General features: G+C 49.3%; 3 protein-coding genes and 1 pseudogene. 2 read left to right on the top strand and 2 right to left on the bottom strand.

Annotated elements, in window-relative coordinates; genetic code table 11:
* Positions 1–122: 122 nt before the first annotated feature.
* Positions 123–530: pseudogene (locus tag EP867_RS18970) on the bottom strand (IS5 family transposase); the annotation flags it as partial.
* A gap of 313 nt (positions 531–843) precedes the next feature.
* Between EP867_RS18970 and EP867_RS18975 the strand changes: the two are divergent.
* Entirely contained in the window at positions 844–3234 is a 2391-nt protein-coding gene (locus EP867_RS18975) for a glycosyltransferase (RefSeq protein WP_164888961.1), read from the top strand.
* Positions 3235–3462: 228 nt separating this feature from the next.
* Positions 3463–3735 (top strand): transposase, encoded by a 273-nt coding sequence (locus EP867_RS20585; RefSeq protein WP_380050081.1) that lies wholly within the window; start codon positions 3463–3465, stop codon positions 3733–3735.
* Positions 3736–3841: 106 nt separating this feature from the next.
* Here the strand turns inward: EP867_RS20585 and EP867_RS20125 are convergent.
* The coding region (locus EP867_RS20125; RefSeq protein ID WP_206616389.1) for a hypothetical protein at positions 3842–4082 on the bottom strand (241 nt) is incomplete at its 5' end.

The following is a 4082-nucleotide window of genomic DNA, read 5'->3' on the forward strand; positions in this document are numbered from 1 at the left end:
TTGTCTAGCGCTCGGATACAGGCGATTTTCACCTCAAACGACACGCCACTTGGGGAATGTAGGATCCAGCACGCTGCCCGCGTGATTGGGGATTGGATCGGCTTCTACAACAACCGACGACCTCTCATGGGCAGGCCGGCAGCATTGACACGGAGGTGGATCTTGGTCGTGGAGCCACCTCTTGAGCGGCCAAAACCCTGTCGCGGAGTCCCCTTTAGCGCCCGCTGCCTGATGATGGGCGCGGATCACGGTGATGTCGATCATTTGCAGAGCGTCCGGCACGGCCCACTGTGGTTCAAGGCCTCCATGATTTCCTCCCAGAGCCCCGCCAGCGTCCACCGCCGGAATTGTCGGTAGACGCTTGACCATTTTCCAAACTCCTCGGGCAAGTCACGCCACGGGGCACCGGTCCGGGCGATCCAGAAAATCCCATCAAGAACAAGGCGGTGATCGGTGGGTTTACGTCCATTCGGGGCGCGGACGGCTTGGATGAGGCGTTCAAAGAACCTCCATTCCTCGTCCAATATCAGATCTCATGCCAAGTTGGTCTCCATTGCAGATACCAGCTTGAATTACGATCAGCGCTCGGTGGGAATCCCTTTTGTCAACACGACCTAAGATGTCACTTGGCGGTCCAAGCCCGGTCGACTACCGTAAAAGCATCGGCCTTATGCGATGAAAACAGTCCAAGTTTTTTGCCGCACCCCCTTCGGGGGAAGTTTAACGCGGCGTTGACAAGGGAAACAGTCCTGAACTCAGGACTATATCAGAATCCTGCAAGGCGCAACTTGATAAATGAAACAGTTTCCATTAAACGCCACACTAAACAATCCGGGGCGCGTGATGAAGTTTAAAAAAGTAAAGAAACATCTTGAGGTGATCGCCCTCCGTGGTGCACTCCAGTTTCCTATTTCTCAGCGCCGTAAATATAAATTCACAAGATCGCTCAATAAGCGTTATGCGGAAATAGCTGAAATGGACCATAATGTCAGATCACGAGGCATTTGGCACAATCCCTTGATCAGCATTATCGTGGTTTCGCACAATTCCGGTGATGATCTGCCGGAATGCTTTAGGTCCATTCAGGAGCAAACCTATAAAAATTGCGAAGTTTTGCTCGTCGAAAATGGTCGCGAAAAGAATGAATCTCTTTTCAAAAGATTCTTTAAAGACGGAATCTATATTGCGACAGCAAATATGGGATTTGCTGACGCAAATAATATTGGACAAAAATTCGCCACGGGTGAGTATATCCTTCTGTTAAACCCCGATGCAAAGCTAGAAGAAGATTGCATTGAGAGGCTTCTGGAGAGCTTCCTTGAGGGGGAAGACACTGCTGTGGCGATCCCCAAAATTAGATTTTGGACTCGTTTCTTCAATATTAAACTATACTCACAAAGCCCTATTAGCCTCAGCCGCGAAGCGCTGGATGTCCAGCTTGATTATAAAAAGATTTTCCTTATTCAAGGCAGGCAAGACCAAGATATCATTTCCGCTCTCCATGACGGTGTTCAGTATGTCATAGAGCTGAATATTCCTATTCAAAAATCCGATATCGATTTGCAAGTCACCTGCGAGGGTTCGATTGCAGTGCATCTTGAGGGGGAAGGTAAGCGTGATTATCTTAATTCGATAGATCGCATATACAATATTGTGATTAAGCGTCGGTCAATTAACAGAACTTTTTGGGTCATTAATAACGCGGGATCTGACTTTAGTGATGGAATGCCCTATGATCGGGCCTTCGGCGAGAGGGACCGCGGTCAGCATGATGGGTTTTTCGATGTAAAGGCGCTTTGCGGCTGCGCTGCTTTGATTAAAAGAAGTGCACTTGAGGGGCGAGAAATATTCAATAGAAATTTCTTTGCCTATTACGAAGATTCCGAATTGTCATATTGGCTCGGATCAAAAGGTAAGGGCATTAAATATAACGCCAAAGCACTGTGCTACCATAAGCACTCGACCGCATCGCAGGAATACTCGCCGACTTGGCACGCTCTGGCCAATCGATCAGCGCAAATTTACAAATATTATGCCGGCCATATTGGCGCCCAAGAGAGTTTGAAGCAATTTTTATCTAATACTAACAGGTATTCGTCGATTAACCCAGAATTAGCTGAGGCCTTGACTCGTCTTGATAACGACATATTCGCCAAGTCGCCCAAGCGAACTCTCATTGGGCTTTATAATTCCTACTGGAATACGTATGGTGGTGGCGAGGTACACGCACTTCAATTGCTTGGTAAAATCGTGACACCCGAGGATGAAGTGCATCTTATCTGCGAAGAAGATTTCGACCTTGACAAGGTGATTGCCTTTTCGGGTTATCAAGGGCCACGTCCAATAAAGGTGATAGAGCGCGGATTTAGTACTGCATTCACGAAAAAGTATGACCTATTTGTCAACTCGACCTACGGTTCGAATTTGAAGTCGGCGGCAAAGACATCTGCATATATTGTGTCGTTCCCGCATAAAAAATTCTCGCACGAATCCTTATCATCGTATGACTTCGTTTTTTATAACTCTGAGTTTACTAAAGACGCGGCTGCAACAATCTGGCCTAATATAAATGGAGACGTGATTTACCCTACGCTTTCAAACAATATTTCGAACTTTAGAGAGGAAAGCAATTGCAAAGAGAATATCATCTTGAGTATTGGCCGGTTCACGCGCGGGGGGCACGCCAAGAACCAAGACAAAATACTGCAAGCCTTTGTTGCTACCAGTCATGAGCACGATTTCAAGCTCGCCCTGATCGGTTCCGCTGGAAAATCTGAGGATGATATCCTGTATCTGCAAGAGCTTGAAAATGAAGCTCGCAAGATGCCTGAAAGGATATTCGTTTTAAAAGACGCGCCGCCGAGTATGGTTGAGGATTATCTTCAAAAATCCAAAATCTATATTCACGCTACTGGGCTTGATCAGAAACCCTCCGACTTAGCATTACATGAGCATTTTGGGATGGCAGTATTGGAAGCTGCAAGCTATGGAATTTACCCTATTGTGTATCACATTGGCGGCCCCGCAGAAGTTGTGAAAAGCCTTAAGTTTGGTAGTACATACAAAGATATAGAAGAAATGATGAGTGAAATAAGAGAGATTTCGAGTCGAGATATGATAGAGCATGGCACCATCATGTTAAATGCCAAAAAGTTTGTAGACGAAAATGAGACGAATCTTCTCAAAATTGTAGCTGAATTGCGTGTAACTTGTTTCAATAATAGCTCATGTTGAAAAATGGCAGAGCCATGTGACAGGCTGCTGATCTTGCAGGTCTCGATCAGCGAGGCAATGCGGCCCCAGGCGACACCGCCCTCATCGTGGCCGGCGGAGAGCGCGTTTTTGCGGTATGTCAACGTCGGAGCAAAAATCGGCCATGGCGGCGGAGCCCCCCTGTGTCAGGGAAGTTGTCCGGCCCTGTAATTTTCTCTCTAATTGATTGGGGCGAGATAGGACGACGACGTGGGTTATTCACCGGAACGTAAAGCAGCGTTTTTGAGGCGGATGCTTCCGCCAGAGGCGACGCCGATCCGGCGTCTTTCTCTGGAGGAGGGAATATCGGAGGGGACGCTGCATATCTGGCGGCGCGAAGCCCGCAATAAAGGACAACTTTTGCCTGATGCGGAGGCTGGCCCCGAGGGGTGGAGCTCGCGCGACAAGTTTGCCGCCGTTCTTGAAACTGTGGCATTGAACGAGGCGGATCCGGCCGTCTGGTGCCGCGAGCGCGGGCTTTAGCCAGAGCAGATCAAAGCATGGCGTCAGGCCTGTGAAGCCGCCAATGGCCGGGCGCAGGCGAGCACGGCCAGGGCGTCCCAGGCCTCGAGAGAGGAGCGCAAGCGGATCAAAGCCCTGGAACGCGAACTGGCGCGCGCCGACCAGCTATCAGGCCACCGGCCCTTGCCAGATCTGGACGCGGGGGCATATCACCTGGATGCCAGGGCCGATCGCGGGGAGCTTCTTCTATCTCTATCTGATCCTCGACATTTTCAGCCGCAAGATCGTCGGTTGGGAGGTCCATGAGTTGGTTCTGAACAAAGCGTTCAGGAAGCAATAGCCCTTTGAGAGCGCGGGTTTTCCATTCC

Source organism: Falsigemmobacter intermedius, assembly GCF_004054105.1.
Lineage (GTDB): Bacteria > Pseudomonadota > Alphaproteobacteria > Rhodobacterales > Rhodobacteraceae > Wagnerdoeblera > Wagnerdoeblera intermedia.

Bases quoted from the DNA above. Each gene is read 5' to 3' on its own strand.
- EP867_RS18975 (WP_164888961.1), top strand. From the start codon at position 844: ATGAAGTTTAAAAAAGTAAAGAAACATCTTGAGGTGATCGCCCTCCGT.